The following is a 26,675-nucleotide window of genomic DNA, read 5'->3' as shown; positions in this document are numbered from 1 at the left end:
CCGTTAAGCTAGGGCGCGTTCCACCCGCCCCCGTAGCTCAGTGGCTAGAGCGTCGCTCTTGTAAAGCGAAAGTCGTCGGTTCAATCCCGACCGGGGGCTCCATTCCGACGTGCGCCACCCTGTCGGTGCCGCGTCGTAACGTCCTCCGCATGAGGCAGTGTCGCGGTTGCGGTTCGCCACTCTCGAAGCGCAGCCAAAAAATCTACTGCGGCAATGCTTGTCAGGCATCAGTCCGGCGCGACACCAGTACGAAACGTTGGCTCGAATCCGGCGACGCGCGAATCGCCACCTACCAAGGTCACTACATTCGGCAGTATCTCGCCGACGCTCAATCAGGCTGTTGCGCGATCTGCGGCGGAGCCAACGCATGGCAGGGCCTGCCTCTCGCATTGGTGTTGGACCACATCAACGGGGACCCGACGAACAACCGACGGGAAAACCTGCGGCTGATCTGTCCGAACTGTGACTCACAGCTACCGACGTACAAGAGCCGGAACCGCGGCAACGGACGCCACTACCGGAGGCAGCGATACGCCGACGGCCAGTCGTACTAGGTCTCGCCGGCGATCTGGTCTCGGCTTTCGCGCTAAACCCGGGTGGTCAACTTTCGAAGCGTCTGGTACTCACTGTCCTTATAGGGCCGACCATCGGGTCGCAGAAGATCGCTGAACCACACTTTCGGAACCTCTTTGTAGGGCTTATCCCACGAATCCCACGGGAAATAGGTTTGGGTCTTGCCGGCCACCATCCCCCAACTGTAGGCACCGACGTTGTGCTGCTTGGCAATTGGGAGCACGCCTTCGATAGTGCTGCCCTCGTTGCGAGCCAGGTATTCGGTGCACAGGATCGGTCGCCCCAGCGGAGCAAGGTCGGCGATGCGGGCCTCGAAGTCGTCGGGACCGCCGTAGGAGTGGAAGGAGATGACGTCGGAGTTGTCGAGTTGGAAGCTTTCCAGCTCGTTGCGACTGCCAGGTTCCCAGCTGCCCTGCCAGACGCCACTGGTCAACGGCTGGACCGGATTTACGGCCCGGGCCCACTGAAACACCTGTGGGAGCAGCGAACCGACAGCGTCGATCTTGTCCTTGCGCTCAACCTTGCGGTATTGCTTGGCGGGATTGTCCGGCTCGTTCCACAGGTCCCAGCCGAGCACGCGATTGTCGTTGCGGAACTGGCTCATCACCGCGACCACGTAGTCGCGCAGCACGGGGAGGTAGCGAGGGTCGTCGATGCGTTGCGCCCCCGGGCTCTGTACCCAACCCGAGTTGTGTACGCCGGGTGCCGGCGCACGCTGGGCACCCGGTTTCGGGTGCGGATCCCAACACGAGTCGAAAAAGACGAACAGTGGCTTGATGCGCTGGCGAGCGGCAATGGAAACGAACTGCGCCAGCCGATTTTGGAAGCCGCCGCGATCCTGCGCCCACAGCAGATCGTGTAGAAAGACCCGCACGGTGTTGAACCCGAGCAGTCGGCACGCCCCCAACTCGCTGTCGATGCGCCGGGGATCGTAGGTGCCCGGTGCGAACATCTCGATCTGATTGATCGCGTTCGAAGTGACGAAATTGGTGCCGACGAGCCAGCCCTGCGCCTGATACCAGGCGTTCGCACGCTCGACCGGCCACTGGCCGGCCGCGGCGGTGGCGCGTGGGATGGTGGTCAGTGTCTGGGGAAGAGCCACCGATGCTGCCAGAATCAGCGGGATCTTGAGGGCCGTTCGACGGTGCACTCAGTGAACATAGTGGCCCCCGGCAAATTACCCGGGCTCACGTATCACATTGCAATCATTGAGGTTTCAAATTGTTATGTGCCGAGTGGGTCAGGGCCCTATCTTGCCCACCGCGTAAGCCGCCGCCTCACCCGTCATCCCGTTCACCCCGTAGGTGGCATGCGCGAAGCTCGGCCCGCCCAAGGGCGCACCGTCGCAGATCGTGTCCCCCGGCGCGCAGAGCTCGATGGTCTTGTCCGCATACCGCGGGCCGATCACGATCGGCGGCGCCCCGGCATCGCGCATGAACTGCTCCGACGGCTTACCCATCAAGACCACCGCAGCGACGTGCTCGGCGGCCTCGGGCGGCATCGGATCGGGGATGAACTGTTCGTACTCGGTGGGTATCGAGTCCGGTACGGCTGCTGAGGTGACGAACCCGGCCACGACCGCGCCCTGGGAGTATCCGCCGAGCACCATCCTGGTGTTCGGACAGTTCGCCGCGGTCGCCTCGATATGGTTGGCGGCATCCCGGATACCGTCGACGACAGTTCTGGCGAATTCGATGCGGTCGCCGAAGTTGCCGCTGGCAGCGTAGTTCACCGGATACACATTGACCGTCTTTCCGCCCGCCTGCGAGCGCAGCGCGTCGACGAAGGCCTGCCCTGTCACGCCGACACCGGGAGGCTCCCAAGTGCCACGGGCGAATATCACCTCGACCTCAGGACACGGTTGCGCAGACGCGATTTGGGCGGGTGCGATCGGAAGGGCACATGCGGCCATCAATGCGGCGCCCTGGACCAGTTTGAGGAAGTTCATCACGACTCCACGCTCATGGGATATGTCGGCCGTTGACTTCCCAATGCTGGCACGGCGCAAACCCACGTAAGGCAAGTCCAGCAAATCTGGACGGGATCTAGTTGACCGGCACGTCCAGGACTGGTCGCGGGTCGCCCGCGCCCGGCCCGTCGAAGTGCCACCACTCCCCCGAGTACACCGTGAGCCCACCGGTCCGCATGGCCTCGCGCAACCGGGCCCGGTTCGCCTGAGCCGTCGGGCTGACTCCGTCGGTGGCGTATGCCGTGCTGCGCGGGCTGAAGTCGTCGAAGCCGGTGCCCATGTCGGCTCCGGCGATCGTCACGTCCACCGACCGGCCCGCCTCGTGACTGCGCGCGTACGGCCCCGGCCGGGCCACCCAATCGGGGTTCGGCACAACCTCGAACATCCGCACCTGCACGTCGTGCGGCCGGTAGCAGTCCCAGAACACCAGTACCTCGGGCCGCAGCTTCGCCGCCGCGACGGCCAACCCCGACGCCATCGACTCGTGCACAAGGCAGCGCGCGTCCGCTGGATACAGCTGCTCGCCGACGAAGTTGTCCGCGGTGGCGTACCGCAGATCGATCACCGCGTCGGGCACCACGGTGCGGACGTCTACCAGCCCCGCGGACGCCGCCGGTACCGCCGATGCCACGGGCGCCGACGCACCGGCGAACGCGGTCAGGAAGAGGGCCGCCAAGAGCCGCACACCGGTGGAAATGGCACTCTCTTCTTCAGACATGTTGCTTTCCGTTGTACGATAACCGCACTCTTGAGGACGACGTCGGCTTGCCCTGCGGTCAGTACTTACGCGCAGAAGTAACCGACGGATTGGAGCGATCCTATGACGTCAGTTGCACCGGCAACCGTCGCAACGCGCTATGCGGGCCGGCGGGTCGAGCGGGTGGAAGACACCCGCCTACTCACCGGACGCGGCACGTTCGTCGACGACATCACCCGGCCCGGCATGCTGCATGCGTGCTTCGTCCGCAGCCCCTACGCACGGGCGAAGATCAACCGAATCGACACCACGGCGGCACTGGCGTTGCCAGGAGTGCTGGCGGTGTTCACCGCCGACGACATCAACCCTGATGTGAAAGAGGCATGGCACGCCGTCGCGGGCAAGGACGTTCCCGACACTCCCCGCCCGCCCCTGGCTGAAGACGAGGTCAAGTTCGTCGGCGATCCGGTGGCCATCGTCGTCGCGGAGAGCCGCCGGCTGGCCGAGGACGCCGTAGACCTCGTGGATGTCGACTACGAGAACCTGCCCGCAATCGCCGATTTCCGTTACGCCCAGGGCGCAGATGTCGCAGTTCACGCCGCCTACCCCGACAACGTGGCGGGCGGAATGGGCGGCATGCCACCGGACGAAGAGGTGTTCGCCAACGCGGCGTGCGTGGTGAAAGAACACATCTACCAACAGATGTACGTCCCGGTGCCGATGGAGACCCGCGGCCTCGTCGTCGAATGGACCTCCAGCACCTCCGAACTCACCGTGTGGGGGTCGACGCAGACGCCGCACGAGCTGCGCGCTTTCGCGGCCCGGCTGCTGGGCATCCCGGCCCAAGGGGTGCGCGCCATCGTGCGCGACACCGGCGGCGGGTTCGGCCAGAAGGTCGTGCCGATGCGCGAGGACATGTGCATCCTGCTGGCCGCGCGCAAGGTGCCTGCCGCGCTCAAGTGGATCGAGGACCGGCGGGAAAACCTGATGTCCGCCGGGCAGTCCCGCCACGTCGACGGCACAGTCCGGATGGCATTCGACGGGGACGGCAAGATCCTGGCCGCCGACATCGACTTCGTGCAGGACATCGGCGCCTACCCGACGCCCTATCCGGTGCTCACCACCGCGGCCATCGGGATGTTCTTCCCCGGCCCGTACCGGGTGCCCAAGGCGAGCTTCAACTACAAGACGGTGTTCTCCAACACCGCGGGCCTGCACGCCTATCGCGGTCCGTGGCAGTACGAAACCCTCACGCGCGAAATGCTTCTCGACATCGCGGCGCGCAAGATGAACATGGACCCCGTCGAGCTGCGACGGATCAACATCCTGCGCGGCGACGAGATGCCGTTCTTCAATCCCAACGGCATGCCGTACGACAACTGCGCTCCCGCCGACACTTTCGAGCAGGCGGTGAAGATCCTCGACCATGAGGGTTTCCGCAAGGAGCAGGCCGACGCGCTGGCCGAGGGCCGCTACATCGGGTTGGGTTTCTCGGCGTACATCGAGCCGACGGGCGCCGCGACCGGCCATCTCGCGACCGAGGGCGCAACCATCCGCATGGAGCCCACCGGCAAGATCAACGTCTACGTCAACGGCGGCTCGAGCGGCAACAGCATCGAGACCACCGTTGTGCAGCTCACCGCGGATGCCCTGGGCGCCAACATCGATGACGTGTCCACCATCCAGGGCGACACCGCCGTGACGCCGTACGGCGCGGGCACCCAGGGCAGCCGCAGCGGACCGATGACGGCGGGTGCGGTCAACGAGGCAGGCACCATCCTCCGCAGCCAGATCGTCGCCATCGCCGCCCAGATTCTGGGCGTCGAGGCCGACGATATCGAACTCGCCGATTCGCGAGCCGGCGTACGCGACAATCCCGACAAGAGCGTGAGCTTCGCCGACATCGCCTACCGCTCGTACTACGAGCCTGGCCAACTGGCAGGCCTGTCGCCAACGCTGGAGGCGACCGCGCGGTTCAACTCGCAGGCAATGATCCACTGGGCCAACGCAACCCATGCCTGCACGTGCGAGGTCGACGTCGACACCGGCCATGTCAAGCTGACTCGCTACATCGTGAGCGAGGACGTCGGCCCGATGATCAATCCGAACGTCGTAGAAGGACAGGTGGCCGGCGGCACGGTTCAGGGCATCGGCGGGGCGCTCCTGGAGCAGCTGTCCTACGACGAGGCCGGAAACCCGCTCTCCTCGACGTTCGTCGACTACCTGCTGCCCACGGCGACCGAGGTGCCACCGATCGAATTCGGCCACGTCGAGATTCCTGGCCCCGGGGTCGGCGGCTACAAGGGCGCCGGAGAGGGTGGCGCTATCGGATCGCCGCCCGCGGTGATCAACGCGATCAACGATGCGCTCGCGCCGCTGGGCGTGACGGTCACCGACCTGCCCGCCAGCCCGGCGAAGATCGTCGAGCTCATCGAGCAAGCCTCGAGGAAGGACTAGCCGTGGAACTCAACAACGAATTCCGGGTAGCGGTACCCGCCGCCAAAACCTGGGAGGTGCTCACCGACGTCGAGCGGGTGGCACCCTGCCTGCCCGGCGCCACCCTGCTGAGCGTGGACGGCGACGACTTCACCGGTGCGGTGAAGGTCAAAGTCGGCCCGATCACGGTGTCCTACAAGGGCGAAGCCACGTTCCAGGAGAAGGATGCGGCCGCGCAGCGCGTGGTGCTCAAGGCCAACGGCAAGGAGACCAGGGGCAACGGCACCGCATCCGCACTCGTCACGGCCCAGCTCAAGGACGAGGGCGACTCGACCACCGTGATCGTGACCACCGACCTGGCGATCTCCGGTAAGGCCGCGCAGTTCGGCCGCGGCGTGCTGGCGGACGTGGCGGGCAACTTGATCGACCAGTTCGCCAAGAGCCTGGAAGCCGAACTCATCGGCGGCTCCGAGCCGGCGACCGAAAGCACCTCCGTAGCAACAGAACCCGCTGCGGCACCGCAATCAAGCGATTCGATCAACCTGGTCAAGGTCGTGGCGCTGCCGATGGCCAAGCGGTTCGCCCCCGTACTCGGCGCGGTGGCTGCCGCGGGTGCCCTCGGCTTCCTGTTGGGTCGCCGACGCGCCAAGGCACAGCCCAGCCTGCTGCGACCCGAGGACCTGCAGGCCGCGCTGCTGCGGTTGGTGTCGTGAAAGCCGCCGTGTTCGCCTATCACCGCGCCGGTTCGGTCGCCGAGGCGGTACAGCTGCTCGGGGAGTACGGCGACGACGCGAAGATCCTGGCCGGCGGGCAGAGCCTGGTGCCGATGCTGGCGATGCGGCTCACCCATTTCGACAACCTCATCGACATCTCCCGCGTCACCGAGCTCAACGACATCGACCGCAAGGGCGATCAGGTGAGAATCGGCGCGGCAACCCCCCATGCCATGGTCGGGCTGGACGACGAGATTGCCGAATCGGTGCCGCTGCTGACCCTGGCCACGCCGCACATCGGGCATTTCCAGATCCGGACCCGCGGGACGTTGGGTGGCGCCATCGCACACGCCGACCCAGCCGCCGAGTACGCGGCGGTTGCGCTCGCGCTCGACGCGACCATCGAGGCCACCTCACCGCGCGGCAAGCGTGACATTCCGGCCGCCGACTTCTTCACCGGGCTGTGGGAAACCTCGCTTGCCTCCGATGAGATCCTGACCGCCGTACGTTTCCCGGTGTGGTCGGGCCGCTGCGGCTTTGCCGTACACGAGTTCGCCCGGCGCCACGGCGATTTCGCGATCGCCGGCGCGGTTGTCGGTCTCCAACTCGATGACGACAACCGGGTGTCCCGCTGCGGTATCGGCCTGCTCGGCCTCGGGTCGACGTCCAAACGGGCCACCCCCGCCGAAGCCGCAGTGATCGGCACCCCGATCGGCAACATCACCGACGAGCAGATCGGCAGGCTCGCGATGTCCGAACTCACCGACATCCCCGCCGACTTGCAAGGTTCGGCGTCTTACCGCACCCGGGTCGGAGCCGCGATGGTGGCCAGGGCGTGGAAACAAGCAAGCGTGGAGGCGCTCAATGCATGAATTGCCGGTTCAGGTTTCGGTCAACGGACGCAGCCATCAGGGTGTCGTGGAACCGCGGGTGACGCTCGCCGACTTCCTGCGTGAAGAGTGCGGCCTGACGGGTACCCACCTCGGTTGTGAGCACGGCGCGTGCGGTGCCTGCACCGTGTTGCTGGATGGCCAGGCGGTGCGGTCCTGCCTTGTCTTCGCAGTGCAGACCGACGGCCAGGAGGTCACCACCGTCGAGGGCATCGCAGGCCCGGATGGCGAACTGTCCCCGGTGCAGACCGCGCTCAAAGAATGCCACGGTCTCCAATGCGGCTTCTGCACACCGGGTTTCGTCACCTCGATCACCGCGCTTCTGCAGGACAACCCCAAGCCCACCGACGAGGAGATCCGCGAGGGCTTGTCCGGCAACTTCTGCCGTTGCACCGGCTATCAGGGGATCGTCAACGCCGTGCACCGCGCTTGCGAACACGCAGAGCTCAATCCGTCAGGGCAGCAATAACCTTCGCGATCCGACGCGCGCGGGTGTCGGCAGCCTTGGCGCCCTCCACTGATATGACGTGTGCGTTCTGCTTGCTGTAGGAGAGCTTCTCCCACCCCGCCGCGGCGGCAGGTGACGCGTCGAGCGCGGCGCGCAGGTCGTCGGGGACCTCCACGACACGGGGCGCGGTATCCAGTGTGAGCTCGACGTCGATGGCGTCGCCCCCGCCGATACCGGACTCATTGCGGCGCTGCGCGCTGAACGGGATCAGGTATTTGCCGCCCATCGGGGCGATCGTCGAGCGGTACCGATAGCCGTTCACATCGACCACCACCGCGGGGCGCTTACCCGCACCGAGAGCGTCCACCACCTCCGCAGGCACTTCGATGCCGGTGTTGTTGCCGTCCTGAAACATCGTCGTCGAGAACTTCATCAGGCCTCCCCCGCCCAACGTAACGGGTAGAAGTGAGGCGGCGTCCGACAACGCCGAGGGTTGCAGCCACATACTGACCGCAATCCTTGACGCAAAGGTCATGAACTACTTGGGGACGACGCCGCGTAGCCCGTCGGCGCCGAACAGTGGCTCCAACATTCCGGAGATGTCCGGGCCGCGGCGCAGCCCGTGCCCGCCGTCGACGTTGATGGCCTGCCCGGTGATCCAGCCCGAGGCGTCGCTGAGCAGGAACACCGCGAGGTTGGCGATGTCCTCCACCTCGCCGAACCGCGGCAGCGGCGTGCAGGCTTTGTAGTCGTCGGTGACGGCGGGGACGTCCATGATCGGACCGACCATCTCCGTGCGAGTCAGGCCGGGCCGAATGCTGTTGACCCGCACCCAGGACGGCCCGAGTTCGTCGGCCGCCAGCATCAGCAGGTGGTCCAGCGCCGCCTTGCTCACGCCGTAGGCGCCGAACCAGCGGTGGACGTTGCTCGAGGCGATCGACGAGATGCCGACGAACGACCCGCCGCCACCGCGCACCAACTCCCGACCCGCGTGCTTGAGCAGGTACATCGTGCCGTTGACGTTCAGGTCGATGGTGCGCCGCCACAGTTCGGAGTCGATCTGGGTGATCGGCCCGATCGTCTCCGACCCGCCCGCGCTGTGCACCACGCCGTGCAGCCGGCCGTGCCAGGCGGTTGCGGCGTCGACCGCGCGGCTGATCTCGTCCTCGTTGGTCACGTCGGCCGGTTCGTAGCGCACGGAACCGGGCCCCTGCGCGCTGATTTCGTCCACCGCCGCACTGAGCTTGTCGGCGTTGCGGCCGATGAGCATGGCGTTTCCACCAGAGGCGACGATCGCGGCGGCGGCACCCTTGCCGATACCACTCCCGCCACCGGTGACCAGATACGTACGATCCGCCAAGGACAGCTGCACTGCTGTTACCCCTTACCCAAAATTGGAACAGGTTCTCGTTGCGTCAAGGTGTATCACGCCGGGCCGGCTTGGGTGGGCCCAAGGTGCGCCAATCCGGGACGTCCGGTGGCAGGCCGACCGGAAACCGGTTCTCGTTGGCCGCGGCCCAGTGCGCATGGCCGAGCTCGTGGATGTGGAACGCATGCCGCAACGCCTCGGTGAATCCCATCGCATCGCTGGCCGCGTTGACCGAATCCTTCACCAGCAGCGCCGCCATCGTCGGCCGCTCGGCGATCCGGCGAGCGAATTCCAGGGTCTTGTCCTCAAGTTCGCCGCGGGGGAAGATCTTGGACACCATCCCGAGCCGATAGGCTTCGTCGGCGTCGATCGAATCACCGGTCAGCAGAAGTTCTTTGGCTTTACGAGCACCGAATTCCCATGGGTGGGCATAGTATTCGACGCCAGGCATCCCCATCCGCACGCCCACCACGTCGCTGAACTTCGCGTCGTCGGCGGCGACGATCAGGTCGCAGGCCCAGATCAGCATCAGCGCGGCAGAGATCGCGTTGCCCTGCACCGAGGCGATGGTGATCTTGCGCAGATCCCGCCAGCGCCGGGTGTTCTCGAAGTAGAAATGCCATTCCTGCAGATACGTCCGCTCCACCACGCCCGCGGCGGTGGCTCCGTGCGAACGGAACGTCGGATGCTGATCCGGCCCGGGTGAGCGCTCGGCGAGCGCCTCCTCTGAACCGAGGTCGTGTCCAGCGGAGAAGTTCTTGCCGCGCGCCGCGAGGATCACCACCCGGACCCGGTCATCCGACTCGGCCTGACCGAATGCCTCGTCCAACTGCACCAGCAGCGTCCGCGACTGTGCGTTCTGCGCAGTCGGACGGTTCAGCCAGATCCTCGCGATACGTCCGTCGTCGATCGTCTCGTAGTCGACCTGGCGGGCTGCGTCGTCGGAACTGACCATGTCGGGTACCACCTCGTATGGGGACTGGCGCTTAACAAACTGCACACTACGTGTATCGCTGAACGGCCCTCTCACCGGTGACAATTGACTAAACCCATTCCACCGCCGACTGTCCGCGGCGGCCCTAAAATTCAGGGATGACGCCACGCCCGCTTCTGGTCGCAATATTTGCGGCTGTATTCAGCGGCGTTCTGACGCAGTCGCTGACAGCCGGCCGCGGCGCCGGGCAGTGCATCGGCCTTGCTGAGGACGCCGATGCCGGTTTGCAGGCAACTAGTGGAACTAATGCAGTTTCGTCTCAGCTTCCATAGAATCCTCGGCGACGACACAGTCGAATAACTACAGAAAGCGTGACGATGGCGACCTTCCCGTACTCGATGCGACGAATGATCCTTGCCGGCGGATTTGTGGTCGCAGCGGCCGCCGCACCGGCGATCACCGTTTTCGCCATTCCCATGTCGTCCGCTCCGGTGGCGGCCTGCCCCACGGGTGAGGAGGAAGACCTCTACACCGGGGTGTGCGTCCCCCACACGGTGCCGAACTCAGGCTCACAGTTCAGCTCCATTCCCGGTAACCCGAGCCTGCCCGCGGTGAACCTGCCCGGCGGCGGCGGCGCGATCCCCTGCACCGGACACAACTCCGGTCAGTGCATCGGCCTGGCCGAGGAGGCCCAGGCGCAGGGGCCTGCGGCCGTCCCGGAATCGACCATCGGCAGCAGTCCGACGGTCACCGGTCACATCGGCTGATCCAGCGCGAGGCGGCCGGGGATTCCCCGGTCGCCTACAGTTGTTCTATGCCTGCAAAATCTGATCCCGCCGAAATCGGCGATGTGGAACCATTGGCCGACAGCACTGCCCGCCAGGCCAGACGGGTCGTTGCGACCTACGCTGTCGACGCCGACGAATGCCGGATGTTCCTCTCGATGCTCGGCATTGGACCGTCGAAAATCGAGGCCTAGGTGACACCAGACGGCGGCCGGCAGGCCGCCAGCGGGGACTCCGATTTCGTGGTGGTGGCCAACCGGCTGCCCATCGACATGGTGCGGTTGCCGGATGGCAGCACAACGTGGAAGCGGAGCCCCGGCGGTCTGGTGACCGCGCTGGAACCACTGCTGCGCAAACGCCGCGGCGCGTGGATCGGCTGGGCCGGTGTGACCGACAGTGACGAAGAGCCGATCGTCGAAGAAGATCTGACGCTCGTCCCCGTCGCGCTGTCCGCCGAGGATGTGGCGAACTACTACGAGGGTTTCTCGAACGCCACCCTGTGGCCGCTGTACCACGACCTGATCGTCAAACCCGAATACCACCGCGAGTGGTGGGACAGCTACGTCGACGTGAACCGGCGCTTTGCCGAGGCCACCGCCCGCGCCGCCGCCGAGGGCGCAACGGTGTGGATCCAGGACTATCAGCTGCAGCTGGTGCCGAAGATGTTGCGCATGTTGCGCCCCGACCTCACCATCGGCTTCTTCCTGCATATCCCCTTCCCACCGGTCGAACTGTTCATGCAGATGCCATGGCGCACCGAGATCGTCGAGGGGCTGCTGGGCGCCGACCTCGTCGGCTTCCACCTGCCCGGGGGAGCCCAGAACTTTCTGGTGCTGTCCCGGCGGCTGATCGGGGCCAACACGTCCAGGGCCTCGGTCGGCGTGCGATCGCGCTTCGGTGAGGTCCAGGTCGGCTTCCGCAACGTCAAGGTCGGAGCCTTCCCGATCTCGATCGACTCGACCGAACTCGACAACAAGGCCCGCAATCGCAGTATCCGGCAGCGAGCCCGGCAGATCCGCGGCGAACTCGGCAATCCGCGCAAGATCCTGCTCGGCGTGGACCGGCTCGACTACACCAAGGGTATCGACGTCCGGCTGCGGGCGTTCTCCGAATTGCTCGAGGAGCACCGGGTCAAGCGCGACGACACCGTTCTGGTCCAGCTGGCCACACCGAGCCGCGAGCGCGTCGAAAGCTACATCGCGATGCGCGAGGACATCGAGCGTCAGGTCGGCCACATCAACGGCGAGTACGGCGAGGTCGGGCATCCGCTCGTGCACTACCTGCATCGCCCGGTACCGCGCGACGAGTTGATCGCATTCTTCGTGGCCGCCGACGTCATGCTGGTAACACCGCTGCGCGACGGGATGAATCTGGTGGCCAAGGAGTACGTGGCCTGCCGCAACGACCTGGGCGGGGCGCTGGTACTCAGCGAATTCACCGGTGCGGCAGCCGAGCTACGTCAGGCGTATCTGGCCAATCCGCACGATCTCGAGGGCGTCAAGGATGCCATCGATGCGGCCCTGAATCAGAGCCCCGAGGAAGGCAAGCGCCGGATGCGGGCACTGCGCCGCCAGGTGCTGGCCCACGATGTCGACCGCTGGGCCAGGGCATTCCTGGAAGCGCTGGCCTCGACTAAATCGGCTTGATCGCGTCGATCAGCCACTTGCCGTCGACCTTGCGGTACTCCACGCGCAACCGGCTGCCGTCGTAGAGCGGCTGCCGGGACTGATCGGTGACCGTCCGGTTCATGTAGACGAGCACTGAACCCGAATCGCGCTGCGCCGCTTCGACTCCCACGCCGACGACGCTGATCTGCACGACGAGCTGACGCTTGCGCGCCTCGGGGATCACGGTCTTGGCGGCATCTTCCTCGAACTGCTGCCGGAAGTCGGGAGTCAACAGTGGGTACGTCTCGATGAGGCTGCGCTCAACGGTCTGATAGTCGTAGCCGAACACCTTGGGGATCGTCTCGGTCGCCAGCGGTCCCAGTGCAGCCCGGGTGGTTTCCTGGCCGTTCTGCTGCACTCGGTTCCAATACAGCCCGCCGCCGACTCCGGCCAACGCCACGAACGCTACCGCGAGTGCGCCGATCAATAGCCCGATGATCCTGGGGCGCATCAGTTTCCCCCGTCGGGGTATTTGAGGTCGTATCCGGTCATGTGGCCGTTGTCGTCCTCGTGCACGATGACGCGCAACCGGTAGGGCCGGGTGGGCGCGTTGACGCCGTCGATGTCGGTGACCGTCACCCAGACTGAAACCAGCACGGAGGCGTTGTTGGCGATGTCGTCGACCTTCTCCAGGGCCGCACCGTTGACCACCGCTTCCGACGTGGCATTGGTGTCGCGGAACAGCGCCTTGAGGTTGTCGACGTTGTTGCCCTGACTCATCATGTCCCGCAGCGGGCCACTGGTGCCGTCGACGAACCGGTTCACGCTCTCGTCGATGGTCTCCTGCGTGTAGCTGAACATGTTCACCACGGTCTGCTTGGCGGTGTCGACGAACTGCTGATCCCGCGCCTGCGCGGCAGCGGTCTCCCGCTGCTGATCGAACATCACCCATGTCAGGGCGCCCAGGCCGACGGTCGCGATGACCAGCACCACGGCGGCCACAACCGCCACCAGCGCGCGATGCGGGCGCCGACGCGGCGGCGCCTGCACCGGTTTGGTCAGCCGCTCCTTGGCGGTCGCCTGGTCGATCGGCACCTCGGCGGTCGTCACCGTCGGTGCAGCACCGGTCGGGCCGGCCGCCCGGGACGCACGACGGCGTACCGGCCTCGAAGTTTCTAAGGCCGTGTCTTCGGTCATCAAGCCTGCCTAGGATCCAACATCAGGTCTACCCAGGTCTCCGCAGGCGCCAGACCGTCCGCACCGGGTGCGTAAACACCGGTGCCACCGTCGGCGTTCGCGAAGACCCCACTGTGTTGATCGTAGGTGCCGATCCCGGCGGGGCTTGCCAGTGGTGGAGCCTCGGCCGGCAGCGGAGCGTCCGCTGGGGGCGGTGCAGGCACCGCGGGCGGAGGCATACCCGCAGGTGGCGGTGGGGTCCTGCCGTACGGCGGCACGATCTGATCCGGCGGCGCGTAGTACGGCAAAGGCGGCGGTTGCGGACCCTGCTCGTTCGGCGGCACCGGCAGCGGGAACGGCGCATGCGGCGCCGGGCCCGGACCCGGCTGGACACCGGGCGGCAACTGCACGGCCGGAGGGCCGGGATCGGGATCCACCTGCGGCGGGATCATCGGGAACTTGTTCGGCGGCAGAATGTTGCGGCCGTCGGTGATCGGCTCGCCGTAGGGAACCGGCGGACCGCGCCACGGATTGCTGCCGATCGGAACGAAGCCCTTGGGGTCGCGGCACAGCTGAATGGTGGGCGCCCGCTTACCGGGGAACTCCATGCAGGGATAGTTGCGCGCGCCGCGCACCACCGCCGGATCGTTCTGGGCGGTCTTGCAGTACAGGTCTGGCGGAAGTTCGCGCAGCGTCTCATCGGCAGGCGACCGGATCTGGGTCGCGGGTACGAAGCCGACGTTGCACGGGGGCGGATCCCCCAGGTCGATCTTGAAGTCGAGTTTGGCGCCCTCGTCTGCGGGTGCCCCGCCTGCGACCGTTCCCAGCGCCGCCATCAGCGCCGGGAATATCACCAGCGCCTGCTCGAGTGACTTGCTGTAGATCACCCCGATCCGGCCGAAGTTCGCCAGATTGGCGGCCAGCACCGGGAACGTCGGACGGATGCCGCTGAAGGCGGTGTTGGCCTCGGCGGTTGCGCCCGGCACGGTGTTCAACGTGGTCCGCAGCTGCGCGTCCGCGTTGGTCACCTCGCCGGTGAACCGGGCCAGTCCCTCAGCGAGCGAACGGATGTCGTCGCCGCCGCGGATCTGCGCATCGAGCAGCGGCCCGACCTGGTCGATGAGCTGGGTGGTTTGCCCGTAGTTCGCGTTGGCCTCGTCGATCAGCAGCCGCGAGGACTCGATCAGCCGGGCCAGTTCCGGCCCGGAGCCGTTGAACGCCTTGAACGTTTCGCGCAACAGATCCTGCACCCGGGTGTCGCCGATGCTGCTCACCAGGGCGTCGGCCTCGTGCAGGAGCCCGGCGATGTCCTGGCCCACCCGGGTGTTCTCCTGGTCGATGGTGGCACCGTTGCGCAGCTTGTTCGTCGACGCATCCTCGGGCGGCACCAGGTCGATGTACTGCTCGCCGACCGCCGAGACGCTCTTGACGGTGGCGGTGACGTTCTCCGGAATGTTCGTGTTGCTGTTGAGCCGCATGCTGGCAACCACGCCGTCGGACGCCAGCCCCACCGACTCGACCCGCCCCACCGTCACGCCGCGGTAGGTCACGTTGGCGTTCTCGTAGATACCGCCACCGGCCACAAAGTTGGCCTTGACGTCGTATGTGCCGATGCCCACGGCAGCGGGCAGGTGCAGATAGAACAACGAGACGGCGCCCACGGTCAGCACCGTGACGATCCCGAAGATCATCAATTGCACACGGGTAAGCCGGTCAATCATCTACGGCCCCTCATGCTGTGTGGCGGTTCCCGGCGGGACCTTGAACGGATCGGCAGCCTGGCCGGACAGATTCGCCATCGCTCCGGTCAGGAAGTCCGGCGGGTTGATCACCTCGCTGAGGTGCTTCATGTTCGGGTCGAATCCACCGGTGGTGAATATCGACTCGCCGAAGCGCCGCAGTGTGAGGTCGAACGTCACGAACACGTTGAGGTAGTCGCCGCGGACCGCCTGACGCAGGTACTTGTAGTGGAACGGGAACGTAGGCAGGAACTCCAGGTCCTTGATGAAGTCGTCGGCATTGTCGTTGAGTGCCTTGATCACCGGATAGAGGTCCTTGAGGTCCGCCGTGAAATCGTCTTTGGTCTGCGACAGAATCCGCGAGCCGACTTCGGCGAAGCTGCGCAGCGCGGTGAAGGCCTCGACGATGTTGGTCCGGTTGTCGTTGAGCACCTTCAGGGCCGCGGGCAGCGTGTTGAGCGTCCGGCCCAGATTGTCCTTGCTGCGGGCCAGTACGGAGGCGAACCGGTTCAGCCCGTCGGCGGCCGCGATGATGTCGTTGGTCTGGCGGTCCAGCGACGAGGTCAGCTCGGCAAGCCGCGGGATCAGATCGGTGAAGCTGCCCGCCCGGCCGGCTACCGCCGCATACGCCTCGTCGGTAATGTCCTGCAGGGCACCGAGATTGCCCTTGTTGACCACCATGCCGAGTGAGGACAGTACTTCCTCGGTGGTTGGGTAACGGCCGGCCTGCGCGAGCGCGATGTTGCCGCCGTCCCGTAGTTGGCCCTCCTCGGGCTCGTCGACCGGCGCAGCGAGCTCGACATGCTGCGAGCCCAACAGTGACGTCTGCGCCACCCTGGCCGTGGCATTGGCAGGCAACTTGACGTCACCGTCGAGCGAAAGCTCAACCGCCGCATAGAAGGTTCCGTCCGGGCGCTGCATCGCATCGACCCCGGACACGCTGCCGACCGTCACGTCGTCGACCATCACCGGCGAGTTCTGCGGCAGGGTCGCGACATCCGGCAGCGCGACGGTAACGGTGTAGGAGCCCGCGCCGTGTCCCGCCGTACCCGGCATGTTGAGCGAGTTGAGCCCACCGAACTGGCAACCGGCCAGCAGCACCGCGCCACTGCCGATCGCCACGGTGCGGCTACCCACCCGTGCGGCCTTACCTCTCAACGCTTTTCCTCGCATCATCCACCTGCTCCTGGCTCAGCGGGCGCGGCAGCCGGCGCCGGACCGGGTGCCGGAGCCTCCGGGCCACCCATGTGTGAGCTGGTCGGCGGCGGAGCCGCGGGCGCTCCGGGCACAGCCGCCGGATCCGGCGGCAGGATCAACGAGCTCAGTGTCGCGTCCGACGGAATCTGTGGCGGGGTCACGCCGGGAGCGTTCTGCCACTGCAGGTACGGCACCGGCGTCTCCGACTTCGCCTCGGTTTCCGGGGTGTCATAGAGGATCTGTCCCTTGTACGCCGTAATGGTGTTGACGGGGTGGAACAGCACCGGCGGGTAGTTCATCGTGATGCGCTTGAGCACCGGGCCCATCCGCTGCCTGCAGATCTCCGCGCGCTTGTAATTGTCAGGGTTCGCGCCGGTGTCGAAGTTGCCGCCGCAGAGGAACTGCACCGGGTTGGCGAAGTTCGGAAGAGACAGCAGACCGCCGACAGTGCCCTGGGCCGGGTTGTAGATGTTGTAGAAGTTCGCCAATCCGTTCGGCGTGATGTGCAGGATCTGCTCGATGTCATCGCTGTGATCGGTGAGGATCTGGGTGAAGTCGGCGAGCTTGCCGACCTGTGCGATCAGCGCGTCATTGCTCTCGTCGAGGAAGCCCCGCACGTCGGTGAGGGCCTGGTTGAGGGTGGCCAGCGTGTTGTCCAGCCCGCTCGAGCTGTCGGCAAGAACCTGGGACACCGATGCCACGTGGTTGGTGAACTGCACGATCTGCTCGTTGCTGTTGGACAGCGCTTCGACGAGGATCTGCAGATTCTTGATGGTGCCGAACAGATCGGTACGCGAATCCCCCAGCCGGCCGGCGGTTTGCGAAAGCTCGCGCAACGCATTGCGGAAAGAGTCACCGTTGCCGTCGAATGTGTCGGCCGCCTGGTTGACGAACGCCGACAGCGGGCCCTGCACCGAACCCTGTTGAGGGCCTAGCTGGCTGCTCAGCTGGGTGAGCTGTTCCTTGACCTCGTCCCATTCGACCGGGACACCGGTGCTGTCGATGCCGATCGACGCACCGTCGGCCATCACATCGCCCTCGGAATAGGCAGGGGTCAGCTGAATGAACCTGGAGGACACCAGGTTCGGCGAGATGATCAGCGCCTTCGCGTTGGCAGGCACCTTGACATCGTCGTCGATGGTCATGGTGATCTTGACGTCCGAGGGCCGAGGCTCGATGGAGTCGATCCGACCCACCGGCACGCCGACCACCCGCACCTCGTCGCCCGGGTAGAGCCCGACGGCGTTGGTGAAGTAGGCGGTCAGCTTGTTGCCGACACGCGACGGCCACACCTGGTACACGCCGACCGCCAGCGTCACCAGCAGCAGAGCCGTAAGGCCGATACGGAGCCAGCGACCGCGGCTGGACGTCGAATTATCTTGTGTCATGGCGATTTCGGCCTAATGATCGTCCGCTCCGAGATGTAGCCGCGCAACATGTCCGCCAGACTGTCGGGCAGTTTGCCGGGCTGGAAATAGGTGTCCATCAGCACTTCGGAAATCGCAGCCGGCGGCAGACCGTACAGGTTGATCTGGAATCCGGGACCGGAGCCGACCACCTCGCCGAGCGCTGTCGCATACCGCGGCAACCGCGTGAGCGCCTCGCCGATGTGTTCACGACGCTCCAGCAGGTTGTCCATCACCAGGTTCAGCTTCTCCAGCGCCGGCTTGAACTCACGACGGTTGTCGGCAACGAAGCCCGAAAGTTGCTCGGACACATCGTCGATACCGGCGATCAGATTGCTCAGCGCCTGCCTGCGCTCATCGAGTGCGGCGAACAGCATATTGCCGTCGGTGACCAGTTGGTTGACCTGCCCGGCCCGCGAAGCGAGCAGATCGGACACCCGCTTGGCGTGCCTCAGCAGCTGCTCGAGCGCCTCGTCGCGCTTGTTGATACTGCGGGAGAGATTGGCCACCCCGTCGAGTGCCCCGCGTAGTTGCGGCGTGGCATCGCGCAGCGTGTCGGTCAGCGTCTGCAGGGCCTGCTCGAAGCGGGGCTTGTCCAGCTCACTGACGTTGCCCCCGAGATCCTGCAGCGCGGTGTTGAGGGTGTAGGGGGTTGTGGTGCGGCCCAACGGGATGACCGTCTGCGAGCCGGTCCCCTTCGGGGTGACGCCCAGCGATTTCTCGCCCAGCACGGTGTCGGTCTTGATGGCCACCAGCGACTGGTCGCCGACCTTGATGTTGCGGTCCACCGTGAAGCTGACCTTGGCGGCATCACCGGCCAGCGCAACGCCGGTCACCTTTCCGACGGTGATTCCCGAGACGTTCACATCATTGCCGGGCCCGATACCGCCCGCGTCGCTGAAATACGCCTCGTACGGCTTGCCCTGGGGAAAGAACGGCAGTCCGGTGTACCCGAACGACACCAGCACCAGACACGCCACCACGAAGATTCCGATGATCCCGGTGCGCAAGGGATTCGACTCGCGTGAGCTAGCCATCAGTCGGCGCACACCTCCCCTTGGACGGGTCCGGCGGGCCGCCGAACGGTATCAGGATGTCACTGCCTGCAGGCCCATTCACCTTCAAGCGAACCGAGCAGTAGTAGATGTTGAAGAATGAGCCGTACGCGCCAAGTGCGTTGAGCCGCAGATAGTTCTCCGCCAACGGCTCGATGACCTTGTTGACATCGCCCTTGCGCTCGTCGAGGCGCTGCGCCAGTGGGCGGGCATTTTCGATGACGCCCTGGATCGGTCGCCGCGACGCCTCCAGCATCTCGGTGAGATCGTTCTCCGCAGAGGCGAGCGGCGCGATGGCACCGGCGATCGGGTCGCGGCCTTCGGCCAGACCGGTGATCAGTTTCTGCAGTTCGTCGACGCTCGCGTCGAATTGGGCGCCCTTTTCGTCGACGGTGCCCAATACCGTGTTGAGGTTCGTGATGACGTCGCCGATCAGCTGATCGCGGGCGGCCAGGTTCTGCGTGAAGGCACTGGTGCTGGTGAGCATGTTCGACAGCGCGCCGCCTTGGCCCTGCAGCAGCTCGATCACCGCGTTGGAAACCTCGTTGACCTTCGCACCGTCGAGTCCCTTGAGCACCGGGCGCAATCCGCCCAGCAGCGCATCGAGATCCAGCGCGGGCTGGGTGTTCTGAAGCGCGATGGTGCCACCGGGCGGCAGCTTGCGCAGTTCGCCAGGGCCCGAGGTGATTTCGAGATAGCGGTCGCCGACCAGGTTCTCGTAGCGCACCGCGGCCTTGCTGGAGGTGTAGAGCTGGTAGCGGTTGTTGACGTCGAACTCGACGTCAACGGTGTTGTCCGGGTTGAGCTTCACGGCGTTGACAGTGCCCACGGGAACGCCGGCGATGCGGACGTCCTGGCCGGTCTTGAGCCGGGCTGCCTCGCTGAAGGTGGCGTGGTAGCCATTGCCCGCGGCGAAGCGGAACTCACCGAACACCACCACCAGCCCCGCCGCCACCAACAGCATGACGACGGTGAAGATGCTGACCTTCATCATGGTGCGGTCTTTGTGCGCAGCCATCAGAAATCCTCCCGCTCGGCGTACGCACCGTTGAACAGGAACTGCAGCGTCGCAGGCGCATCGAACTGCAACTCGGTGTTGGGCTGGAACGGAATGTAGGCGTTGTCGGTGACCACGAACGGCGAGTGATACCAACTGCCGCCGAACTGCTTGGTCGGAACATCGGGCAGACCACGGCAGTTCGGTCCGCCGGACGCGTTGACCATGGGCAGGCTCTCCGGGTACGTGTACGCCGGGGCACCCGGCAGGAAGTTGGAGTTCACGAACAGGCCGGGCCGGATACCGCCGATGATCGGGGCGAACCGATCCACGCCGATGGACACGCCCTTGAGGACACAGCCGATTTCCGGCGAGTAGTCGCCCGCCACCTTCAACGGTGCGCGCAGTCGCTGAATCGCGGCGATGTAATCATCGGCTGCCGGTTCCAGGGTGGCGGTGCCGTTGTTGGCCAGGCCGGTCGTGGCCAGCAACGTGGCGTTGAGGTTGGCCTGCTCGTCGACGATCGTTTGGTTGAGCGATGGCACATTGTCGATGACCCTGGCCAGGTCCGGGCCGGCGTCACCGTAGATGTTGGCCACCACCGCGGTCTTGGCGAAGTCGTCCTGCAACGTCGGCAACTTCGGGTTCAATTGCTGCAGGTAGTAATTCAGCCCGGACAGGGCGGCACCCGCGTCGTCGCCGTTGCCGCGCAGGCCCTCGCCGAGCGCGGTCAGCGTGGCGTTGAGATTGACCGGGTCGATCTTGTTGAGCACATCGGACAAGGTCTGGAAGAGGGTGTTGACCTCCAGTTGCACGTCCCCGGCCGCGACGTTGGTGCCCGGGCGCAGCGAGGTCTCCTTCGGCTCCTCGGGCGGCAGGAACTCCACGGACTTGGCACCGAAGATGGTGTTGCCGGCGATCCGGACGGTGGCGTTGGAGGGGATGTAGCGCAGCTCGTTGCGGTTCATCGACAGCGTTAGCTTCGCCTCGTCGCCCGCGTATGCGATATCGGAGACCTTGCCCACCTGGATGCCGCGGTACTTGACCTTGGCGTCATGGTCCATCACCAGACCGGCCCGCGGCGAGGTCACCGTCACGGTGTCAGTCGGCGTGAATGCCGCGGTATAGGACAGATAGGTGAAGACGACAGCGGCCAGCACGACGGCCGCCAGAATCGCGGCAGCGATCCTGACATGGCTGCGCTTGGCGTTTCCTTCCGACATCGTGCGACCTACCCGGAGAGGTTGAAGTTGCCGGACGCGCCATAGACGGCCAGGGAGATGAACAGGGTGATGGTGACGACGACGATCAGCGAGGTCCGCACGGCCTGACCGACCGCGATACCGACGCCCACCGGGCCGCCCGAGGCGTTGTACCCGTAATAGGTGTGCACGAGCATCACCGCGATCGACATCACGATGGCCTGCAGGAACGACCACAACAGGTCACTGGGTATCAGGAACGTGTTGAAGTAGTGGTCGTAAAGGCCCGCGGACTGACCGTTGATGAACACCGTCGTGAAGCGCGCGGCGAAGAATGCGGCCAACACCGACAGCGAGTACAGCGGCACGATCGCGATCAGACCGGCGATCAAGCGGGTCGAAACCAGGTAGGACACGGCATGCACGGCCATCGCCTCGACGGCGTCGATCTCCTCGGCCACCCGCATCGCGCCGAGCTGTGCGGTGGCGCCCGCGCCGATGGTTGCCGCCAGCGCGATGCCTGCGATGACCGGTGCCACGATGCGCACATTCAGGAACGCCGACAGGAAGCCGGTGAGCGCCTCGATACCGATGTTGCCCAGCGACGAGTATCCCTGCACCGCGATGACACCGCCGGAAGCCAGCGTCATGAACGCCGCCACACCGACCGTGCCGCCGATCATGATCAGCGCGCCGGTGCCCAGCGTCATCTCGGCGACGAGCCGGATGGTCTCCTTGCGGTAGCGGGTCAGCGCATTGGGGATGTACCGCAGCGACTCGCCGTAGAACAGCGCCTGCTCACCGACGTTGTCGACGGCATTGGGCACGCCGCGGAACATGCGGCGAAAGCGGAGGGTGGCGTCGTAGCTCATGGCTGTCTCTTCTTCGCGCAAGCGCTCATCAGCGCACCAGCACTCTCACGCCAACGGCGGTCATGATGACGTTGATGACGAACAAACAGATGAAGGCGTAGACGACGGTCTCGTTCACCGCATTACCGACACCTTTCGGACCACCCTTGACGGTCAGCCCGCGGTAGCAGCCGACGAGCCCGGCGACCACGCCGAACAGCAACGCCTTGATCTCGGCGAGCACCAACTCGCCGAGCCCGGTCAGCACGGTGAGGCCGTTGATGAAGGCACCGGGGTTGACCCCCTGCAGGAAGACCGAGAACACATAGCCGCCGGCCAGGCCGATCGCACAGACCAGACCGTTGAGCAGCAACGCCACGAAGGTGGACGCCAGCACGCGCGGCACCACCAGGCGCTGGATCGGGTCGATGCCGAGCACCCGCATCGCGTCGATCTCCTCGCGGATGGTGCGGGCGCCCAGGTCGGCACAGATCGCGGTGGCGCCTGCGCCTGCCACCACCAGCACCGTGACCACCGGGCCGAGCTGGGTGATGGTGCCGAATGCGGTGCCCGCCCCGGAGAGGTCGGCGGCGCCGATCTCCCGAAGGAGGATGTTGAGCGTGAACGCGACGAGCACGGTGAACGGGATGGCCACCAGCAGGGTCGGCACCAGGGAGACGCGAGCGATCATCCACGTCTGATCGAGGAACTCTTTGAACTGGAACGGTCGACGGAAGATCTTGACGAAGGTGTCCAGAGACATCTCGACGAAACCGCCCACGGCCCGGGCCGGAACCGCAAGCTGTTCGATCAACCTTGGCTCCGTTCTCGGGTGGGTGGGGCGAGTTGGCGAAAATTCCGTGACCGCTTGCCGTAGCGGTCCCCACCCCTTGGTCTTAACTCACTCTTAGTGAGCCGGATCATACTAACTAGAACACGTTCGCACTGTCAAAGAACTCGGAATCTTTGGAAAACCACACTATTTGCACTGTTGAGAGCACGTAGCGGGCACCTCAATCTGAAACGTGTTCTAGCAACCACTGCGACGGCCTACCAAGACTGTCAGTCTCGTGACTCCATCAGCGCCGTCGCCGAGAATCCACGCTCCGGATCACGATCAGCAAAGTAGTCATGCAGCGTCACGCTGAGGTCCGCCGGAGCCCACGCGTCGGTGTTCGCGGTGAAGTGCTGTTCCGCCGTGGGCGCCGCGACCAAGGTGACAGTTGGACCATAAACGATGAACAGCTGACCGTTGACTGCTTCGGACGCCGGGGATGCCAGGAACCGCACCAGGGTGACCACGTGGTCGGTCGACAACGGGTCGACCTGGCCATCGGCCGGATCGGGGGCGTCGCCGAACACTCCGGCGGTCATGGCGGTGCGGGCCCGCGGGGCGATCGCGTTGGCCCGGACGCCGAAGCGCTCCAGCGCCCTGGCCGCCGACAGCGTCAGGGCCGTGATCCCGGCCTTGGCCGCGCCATAGTTCGGCTGGCCGACGGGGCCGGACAGCCCGGCCTCCGACGAGGTGTTGATGATGCGCCCGTAGACGGTTCCATCACCTTCTTTGGCCTTACTACGCCAGTAGGTGGCGGCATTTCGGGTCAGCAGGAAGTGACCGCGCAGGTGCACTGCGATGACCGCGTCCCACTCCTCGTCGGACATGTTGAACAGGATCCGGTCACGAGTGATCCCCGCATTGTTGACGACGATGTTCAGGCCGCCCAGACCATCGGCGGTCGCGACCAGCTCGTCGGCAGTGGCACGCTGGCTGATGTCGCCGGCCACGGCCACACCCTTCGAGCCCGCCGCTGCGATCTCGTCGAACACGTCCGAGGCGTCCAGCGCAGCGGCCATGTCGTTGACCACCACGGTGGCGCCGGCTTGGGCCAATCCGATCGCTTCGGCGCGGCCTAGGCCCGCGGCGGCGCCGGTCACCACCGCGACCTTGCCTGACAGATCGATCTGATCCTGGTCGTTACTCAATTTATGAATACCTCTAGTCTTTCCGGATCAAGGCTGCCCTGGGGCATTCGGCGACGGACTGCTCGGCCAGGTTCTCCTGGTCGGCGGGCACCGGGTCGGCTTTGACCACGGCATAATCCTCGTCATCGAGATCGAACAGATCGGGGGCGATTCCCACGCACACCGCGTTGCCTTCACAGCGATCGCGGTCAACTTCAACTCGCATGACGACCTCCTCACGACGGTTACGCGCACCGGGCTGGGGGCGCGCAGCCACAGAATACGACGCCACTGACGAATGCCAGCCATATACCGGCCTGGACCCCAAGACTAGAACGTGTTACAACCGGGTGAGAACTCAGGTCGACAAGCAGTGAGGATGCAGCGGATGCGGATCGGTTACACCCCCGAGCAGGAGGAGCTGCGTCGCGAGCTGCGCGCCTACTTCTCCCAACTGATGACGCCGGAGCGCGTCGAAGCGCTGAGCTCGTCGGACGGTGAGATGGGGCGAGGCACCGTCTACCGCGACACTGTCGCCCAGATGGGCAAGGACGGCTGGCTGACGCTCAACTGGCCCACGGAGTACGGCGGCCAGGGCCGCTCCCCGATGGAGTCGCTGATCTTCACCGACGAGGCGGCGATCGCCGGCGCGCCGGTGCCGTTCCTGACCATCAACAGCGTCGCGCCGACGATCATGCACTTCGGCACCGAGGAACAGAAGAAGTTCTTCCTGCCCAAGATCGCCGCGGGCGAGCTGCACTTCGCGATCGGCTACTCCGAGCCCGGGGCAGGCACCGACCTTGCGGCTCTGCGCACGACGGCGGTTCGCGACGGTGACGACTACGTCATCAACGGGCAGAAGATGTGGACCAGCCTGATCGCCTATGCCGACTACGTGTGGCTGGCGGTTCGGACCAATCCGGAAGCCAAGAAGCACCGCGGCATCTCGATGCTGATCGTGCCGACCACCGCCGACGGCTTCTCGTGGACGCCGGTGCACACGATGTCCGGTGTGGACACCAGCGCCACCTACTACCAGGACGTCCGGGTCCCCGTGTCCAGCCTGGTCGGTGAGGAGAACGCCGGCTGGAAGCTGGTCACCAACCAGCTCAACCACGAGCGCGTGGCCCTGGTGTCGTCCCAGCCGATCTACGTGGCGCTCGACGCCGTGCGCGAGTGGGCGCAGAACACCAAGGACTCGCACGGCAGGCGGCTGATCGACGCGGAATGGGTGCAGCTCAACCTCGCCCGCGTGCACGCCAAGGCCGAGGTGCTCAAGCTCATCAACTGGGAACTGGCATCGGCTTCGGACGTTGCCCCGTCGCCCGCCGACGCATCAGCGGCCAAGGTGTACGGCACCGAGTTGGCCACCGAGGCATATCGCCTGCTGATGGAGGTGCTCGGGACCGCGGCCACGCTGCGCGCCGACTCCCCCGGTGCGCTGCTGCGCGGGCGGGTGGAACGGATGCACAGGTCCGCCTTGATCCTGACCTTCGGCGGCGGCACCAACGAGATTCAGCGTGACATCATCGGCATGGTCGCTTTGGGCCTGCCTCGGGTCAACCGGTAAGGGACATCATGGATTTCAAGACGACCGAAGCGGCCGCCGATCTGGGTGGCCTGGTGCGCACGATCACCGAGTCGGTGTGCACACCCGAACATCAGCGTGAGCTCGACGGCCTCGACCAACGCTTCGACCGTGACCTGTGGGAGAAACTCGTCGACGCCGACGTGCTGTCGGCCGCCGCCCCGGAGGCGCTGGGCGGCGGTGGCTACGGCGTGCTGGAGCAGGCCGCGGTGCTGACCGCACTGGGCAGGCAGCTGGCCGCCGTGCCGTACCTCGAGTCCGTCGTATTGGGCGCGGGCGCGCTGGCGGCGTTCGGCTCCGACGATCTGCGCGCGCAGTGGGCGACGCCCGCCGTCGCGGGAGCGAAGATCCTTGCGGTCGCCCTCGATGGGGAGATGGGGCAGGGTCCGGTGCAAGCCACCGCCGGCCGGCTGACCGGGTCCCGCACCCTCGTGGGCTACGGTCCGGTTGCCGACGCGTTCCTGGTCCCCGCCGAAACCGACTCGGGCGTGAGCGTTTTCCTGGTCGCCGCCACCGATCCGGGATTGAGTGTCACCGCGCTGAACACCACCGGGCACGGCAGTGTCGCGCAGCTGGAGCTGCAGGGCGTGTCCGTCGGCGACGACCGCGCGGTGGGTGGCCCCGAGGTGGTGGAGTGGCTGACCACGCACGCCGCGCTGGGCCGCACCGCCTACCAGCTCGGTGTGTTGGAGCGGGCGTTGGAGCTCACCGCGGAATATGCCCGTGAGCGCGAGCAATTCGACCGCCCGATCGGCAGCTTCCAGGCGGTCTCGGCGCGGCTGGCCGACGGCTACATCGCCGTCAAGGGTCTGCGGCTGACGCTCACCCAGGCCGCGTGGCGGCTGTCGGAGGATCTTCCGGCCGACATCGACGTCGCCAGCGCCGCGTTCTGGGCGGCCGAGGCCGGGCACCGGGTGGCGCACACCGCGGTGCACGTGCACGGCGGTGTCGGCATCGACATGGATCACCCGGTGCACCGGTACTTCCTGGCCGCCAAGCAGACCGAGTTCGCGGTCGGTGGGGCGACAGGGCAGTTGCTGCGTATCGGGCGCGAGCTGGCCGACACGCCCGCTTGACCGAT

Annotated in this window: 28 protein-coding genes and 1 tRNA gene; 11 read left to right on the top strand and 18 right to left on the bottom strand. The window is 65.8% G+C overall.

Going from position 1 to position 26,675, the window contains the following annotated elements; genetic code table 11:
* Positions 1–26: 26 nt before the first annotated feature.
* Together ABQF30_RS18845 and ABQF30_RS18840 are read left to right on the top strand one after the other, a co-directional pair.
* Positions 27–102 (top strand) — tRNA-Thr (locus ABQF30_RS18845).
* 47 nt (positions 103–149) lie between these two features.
* Positions 150–554, top strand: coding sequence for an HNH endonuclease (locus ABQF30_RS18840; protein ID WP_448466501.1), 405 nt, complete (start codon positions 150–152; stop codon positions 552–554).
* 32 nt (positions 555–586) lie between these two features.
* On the opposite strand, the gene ABQF30_RS18835 is transcribed toward ABQF30_RS18840, so the two are convergent.
* The 3 genes from ABQF30_RS18835 to ABQF30_RS18825 all read right to left on the bottom strand — a co-directional run bounded on the left by ABQF30_RS18835 (position 587) and on the right by ABQF30_RS18825 (position 3,260).
* Entirely contained in the window at positions 587–1,723 is a 1,137-nt protein-coding gene (locus tag ABQF30_RS18835) for a glycoside hydrolase 5 family protein (RefSeq protein WP_448466500.1), read from the bottom strand.
* A 90-nt stretch (positions 1,724–1,813) separates the two neighbouring features.
* The gene (locus ABQF30_RS18830; RefSeq protein ID WP_448466498.1) at positions 1,814–2,521 is read right to left on the bottom strand and encodes a cutinase family protein; all 708 of its coding nucleotides are present in this window, start codon (positions 2,519–2,521) and stop codon (positions 1,814–1,816) included.
* 97 nt (positions 2,522–2,618) lie between these two features.
* Positions 2,619–3,260, bottom strand: a complete 642-nt coding sequence (locus ABQF30_RS18825) for a M15 family metallopeptidase (RefSeq protein ID WP_448466496.1) — start codon at positions 3,258–3,260, stop codon at positions 2,619–2,621.
* Between the two features lie 102 nt (positions 3,261–3,362).
* Here ABQF30_RS18825 and ABQF30_RS18820 point away from each other — a divergent pair, with 102 nt between their 5' ends.
* The 4 genes from ABQF30_RS18820 to ABQF30_RS18805 are packed head-to-tail and all read left to right on the top strand — an operon-like array spanning position 3,363 to position 7,747.
* Entirely contained in the window at positions 3,363–5,696 is a 2,334-nt protein-coding gene (locus ABQF30_RS18820; RefSeq protein WP_448466494.1) for a xanthine dehydrogenase family protein molybdopterin-binding subunit, read from the top strand.
* A gap of 2 nt (positions 5,697–5,698) precedes the next feature.
* A complete protein-coding gene (locus ABQF30_RS18815) occupies positions 5,699–6,388 on the top strand; it encodes an SRPBCC family protein (RefSeq protein ID WP_448466493.1) in 690 nt (229 codons plus the stop codon).
* Complete coding sequence (locus ABQF30_RS18810; protein WP_448466491.1) at positions 6,385–7,260, top strand: FAD binding domain-containing protein; 876 nt, start codon at positions 6,385–6,387, stop codon at positions 7,258–7,260. The genes ABQF30_RS18815 and ABQF30_RS18810 overlap by 4 nt, the downstream gene beginning before the upstream one ends.
* Positions 7,253–7,747 (top strand): (2Fe-2S)-binding protein, encoded by a 495-nt coding sequence (locus ABQF30_RS18805; protein WP_448466489.1) that lies wholly within the window; start codon positions 7,253–7,255, stop codon positions 7,745–7,747. The genes ABQF30_RS18810 and ABQF30_RS18805 overlap by 8 nt, the downstream gene beginning before the upstream one ends.
* On the opposite strand, the gene ABQF30_RS18800 is transcribed toward ABQF30_RS18805, so the two are convergent.
* From ABQF30_RS18800 to ABQF30_RS18790, 3 genes are all read right to left on the bottom strand, one after another.
* Positions 7,725–8,159 carry a YdeI/OmpD-associated family protein gene (locus ABQF30_RS18800; protein ID WP_448466487.1) on the bottom strand — a complete coding sequence of 145 codons (435 nt, stop codon included), beginning with the start codon at positions 8,157–8,159 and terminating at the stop codon, positions 7,725–7,727. The two genes, ABQF30_RS18805 and ABQF30_RS18800, sit on opposite strands and share 23 nt — an antisense overlap.
* Positions 8,160–8,264: 105 nt before the next feature.
* The gene (locus ABQF30_RS18795) at positions 8,265–9,098 is read right to left on the bottom strand and encodes an SDR family oxidoreductase (RefSeq protein ID WP_448466485.1); all 834 of its coding nucleotides are present in this window, start codon (positions 9,096–9,098) and stop codon (positions 8,265–8,267) included.
* 43 nt (positions 9,099–9,141) lie between these two features.
* Positions 9,142–10,050, bottom strand: coding sequence for an enoyl-CoA hydratase (locus tag ABQF30_RS18790; protein ID WP_448466483.1), 909 nt, complete (start codon positions 10,048–10,050; stop codon positions 9,142–9,144).
* Positions 10,051–10,406: 356 nt separating this feature from the next.
* Here ABQF30_RS18790 and ABQF30_RS18785 point away from each other — a divergent pair, with 356 nt between their 5' ends.
* The 3 genes from ABQF30_RS18785 to ABQF30_RS18775 are packed head-to-tail and all read left to right on the top strand — an operon-like array spanning position 10,407 to position 12,460.
* Positions 10,407–10,796, top strand: coding sequence for an intersectin-EH binding protein Ibp1 (locus ABQF30_RS18785; protein ID WP_448466481.1), 390 nt, complete (start codon positions 10,407–10,409; stop codon positions 10,794–10,796).
* Positions 10,797–10,843: 47 nt separating this feature from the next.
* A complete protein-coding gene (locus ABQF30_RS18780) occupies positions 10,844–11,008 on the top strand; it encodes a hypothetical protein (RefSeq protein WP_448466479.1) in 165 nt (54 codons plus the stop codon).
* Complete coding sequence (locus tag ABQF30_RS18775; protein WP_448466477.1) at positions 11,009–12,460, top strand: alpha,alpha-trehalose-phosphate synthase (UDP-forming); 1,452 nt, start codon at positions 11,009–11,011, stop codon at positions 12,458–12,460.
* On the opposite strand, the gene ABQF30_RS18770 is transcribed toward ABQF30_RS18775, so the two are convergent.
* From ABQF30_RS18770 to ABQF30_RS18715, 12 genes are all read right to left on the bottom strand, one after another.
* Positions 12,447–12,932: a mammalian cell entry protein gene (locus ABQF30_RS18770; RefSeq protein WP_448466476.1), complete on the bottom strand. Its 486-nt coding sequence runs from the start codon at positions 12,930–12,932 to the stop codon at positions 12,447–12,449. The genes ABQF30_RS18775 and ABQF30_RS18770 overlap by 14 nt on opposite strands.
* Positions 12,932–13,618 carry an Rv1363c family protein gene (locus ABQF30_RS18765; RefSeq protein ID WP_448466474.1) on the bottom strand — a complete coding sequence of 229 codons (687 nt, stop codon included), beginning with the start codon at positions 13,616–13,618 and terminating at the stop codon, positions 12,932–12,934. Before ABQF30_RS18765 ends, ABQF30_RS18770 begins: the two co-directional genes overlap by 1 nt.
* Positions 13,618–15,318: an MCE family protein gene (locus tag ABQF30_RS18760; RefSeq protein WP_448466472.1), complete on the bottom strand. Its 1,701-nt coding sequence runs from the start codon at positions 15,316–15,318 to the stop codon at positions 13,618–13,620. The genes ABQF30_RS18765 and ABQF30_RS18760 overlap by 1 nt, the downstream gene beginning before the upstream one ends.
* Positions 15,319–16,512 (bottom strand): MCE family protein, encoded by a 1,194-nt coding sequence (locus tag ABQF30_RS18755; RefSeq protein WP_448466470.1) that lies wholly within the window; start codon positions 16,510–16,512, stop codon positions 15,319–15,321. It lies immediately after the preceding gene.
* Positions 16,509–17,921 (bottom strand): MCE family protein, encoded by a 1,413-nt coding sequence (locus ABQF30_RS18750; RefSeq protein WP_448466468.1) that lies wholly within the window; start codon positions 17,919–17,921, stop codon positions 16,509–16,511. The genes ABQF30_RS18755 and ABQF30_RS18750 overlap by 4 nt, the downstream gene beginning before the upstream one ends.
* Entirely contained in the window at positions 17,918–18,976 is a 1,059-nt protein-coding gene (locus tag ABQF30_RS18745) for a virulence factor Mce family protein (RefSeq protein WP_448466466.1), read from the bottom strand. Before ABQF30_RS18745 ends, ABQF30_RS18750 begins: the two co-directional genes overlap by 4 nt.
* The gene (locus ABQF30_RS18740; RefSeq protein WP_448466464.1) at positions 18,969–20,012 is read right to left on the bottom strand and encodes an MCE family protein; all 1,044 of its coding nucleotides are present in this window, start codon (positions 20,010–20,012) and stop codon (positions 18,969–18,971) included. Before ABQF30_RS18740 ends, ABQF30_RS18745 begins: the two co-directional genes overlap by 8 nt.
* The gene (locus ABQF30_RS18735; RefSeq protein WP_448466462.1) at positions 20,012–21,214 is read right to left on the bottom strand and encodes an MCE family protein; all 1,203 of its coding nucleotides are present in this window, start codon (positions 21,212–21,214) and stop codon (positions 20,012–20,014) included. The genes ABQF30_RS18740 and ABQF30_RS18735 overlap by 1 nt, the downstream gene beginning before the upstream one ends.
* Before the next feature lie 8 nt (positions 21,215–21,222).
* Complete coding sequence (locus ABQF30_RS18730; RefSeq protein ID WP_448466460.1) at positions 21,223–22,065, bottom strand: MlaE family ABC transporter permease; 843 nt, start codon at positions 22,063–22,065, stop codon at positions 21,223–21,225.
* 28 nt (positions 22,066–22,093) lie between these two features.
* On the bottom strand, positions 22,094–22,858 hold the full coding sequence (locus ABQF30_RS18725; protein WP_448466458.1) for an MlaE family ABC transporter permease: 765 nt from the start codon (positions 22,856–22,858) through the stop codon (positions 22,094–22,096).
* A 248-nt stretch (positions 22,859–23,106) separates the two neighbouring features.
* Positions 23,107–24,027, bottom strand: a complete 921-nt coding sequence (locus ABQF30_RS18720; protein ID WP_448466456.1) for a 3-oxoacyl-ACP reductase — start codon at positions 24,025–24,027, stop codon at positions 23,107–23,109.
* Between the two features lie 13 nt (positions 24,028–24,040).
* Complete coding sequence (locus ABQF30_RS18715; protein ID WP_448466454.1) at positions 24,041–24,232, bottom strand: ferredoxin; 192 nt, start codon at positions 24,230–24,232, stop codon at positions 24,041–24,043.
* A 162-nt stretch (positions 24,233–24,394) separates the two neighbouring features.
* On the opposite strand from ABQF30_RS18715, the gene ABQF30_RS18710 reads away from it, so the two are divergent.
* Both ABQF30_RS18710 and ABQF30_RS18705 read left to right on the top strand, forming a co-directional pair.
* Complete coding sequence (locus tag ABQF30_RS18710; protein WP_448466611.1) at positions 24,395–25,576, top strand: acyl-CoA dehydrogenase family protein; 1,182 nt, start codon at positions 24,395–24,397, stop codon at positions 25,574–25,576.
* 8 nt (positions 25,577–25,584) lie between these two features.
* Positions 25,585–26,670, top strand: a complete 1,086-nt coding sequence (locus ABQF30_RS18705; RefSeq protein WP_448466452.1) for an acyl-CoA dehydrogenase family protein — start codon at positions 25,585–25,587, stop codon at positions 26,668–26,670.
* Positions 26,671–26,675: the final 5 nt, after the last annotated feature.

The organism is Mycolicibacterium sp. XJ870 (assembly GCF_053483975.1).
The sequence above is the reverse complement of the archived record's forward strand: the minus strand, read 5'-3'. Positions and strand labels throughout refer to the sequence as shown.